We start from the raw sequence: 1,195 nt of genomic DNA, 5'->3' as shown, positions 1-1,195 counted from the left end.
TGAGCTGGGGGTGGCCGCAGAGACCAGCGAGAAGCGACTGTTTACTAAAAACACAGGTCCGTGCGAAGCCGTAAGGCGATGTATACGGACTGACGCCTGCCCGGTGCTGGAACGTTAAGGGGACCGGTTAGTCACTCTTCGGGGTGGCGAAGCTGAGAACTTAAGCGCCAGTAAACGGCGGTGGTAACTATAACCATCCTAAGGTAGCGAAATTCCTTGTCGGGTAAGTTCCGACCTGCACGAATGGCGTAACGACTTCTCGACTGTCTCAACCATAGGCCCGGTGAAATTGCACTACGAGTAAAGATGCTCGTTTCGCGCAGCAGGACGGAAAGACCCCGGGACCTTTACTACAGTTTGATATTGGTGTTCGGTTCGGCTTGTGTAGGATAGGTGGGAGACTGTGAAGCGGGCACGCCAGTGTTCGTGGAGTCGTCGTTGAAATACCACTCTGGTCGTGCTGGATGTCTAACCTGGGTCCGTGATCCGGATCAGGGACAGTGTCTGATGGGTAGTTTAACTGGGGCGGTTGCCTCCTAAAGAGTAACGGAGGCGCCCAAAGGTTCCCTCAGCCTGGTTGGCAATCAGGTGTTGAGTGTAAGTGCACAAGGGAGCTTGACTGTGAGACCGACGGGTCGAGCAGGGACGAAAGTCGGGACTAGTGATCCGGCGGTGGCTTGTGGAAGCGCCGTCGCTCAACGGATAAAAGGTACCCCGGGGATAACAGGCTGATCTTCCCCAAGAGTCCATATCGACGGGATGGTTTGGCACCTCGATGTCGGCTCGTCGCATCCTGGGGCTGGAGTCGGTCCCAAGGGTTGGGCTGTTCGCCCATTAAAGCGGTACGCGAGCTGGGTTTAGAACGTCGTGAGACAGTTCGGTCCCTATCCGCTGTGCGCGTAGGAGTCTTGAGAAGGGCTGTCCCTAGTACGAGAGGACCGGGACGGACGAACCTCTGGTGTGCCAGTTGTTCTGCCAAGGGCATGGCTGGTTGGCTACGTTCGGGAGGGATAACCGCTGAAAGCATCTAAGCGGGAAGCCTGCTTCGAGATGAGGACTCCCACCCACTTGATGGGGTAAGGCTCCCAGTAGACGACTGGGTTGATAGGCCGGATCTGGAAGCACAGTAATGTGTGGAGGTGACCGGTACTAATAGGCCGAGGGCTTGTCCTCAGTTGCTCGCGTCCACTGTGTT

General features: G+C 56.5%; 1 rRNA gene. It reads left to right on the top strand.

What is annotated here, in order from left to right:
• A 23S ribosomal RNA gene (locus BLU79_RS47260) occupies positions 1-1,173 on the top strand; the annotation flags it as partial.
• Between the last annotated feature and the right edge of the window lie 22 nt (positions 1,174-1,195).

The sequence above is a fragment of the Streptomyces sp. cf386 genome (assembly GCF_900103585.1).
GTDB lineage: Bacteria > Actinomycetota > Actinomycetes > Streptomycetales > Streptomycetaceae > Streptomyces.
The sequence above is the reverse complement of the archived record's forward strand: the minus strand, read 5'-3'. Positions and strand labels throughout refer to the sequence as shown.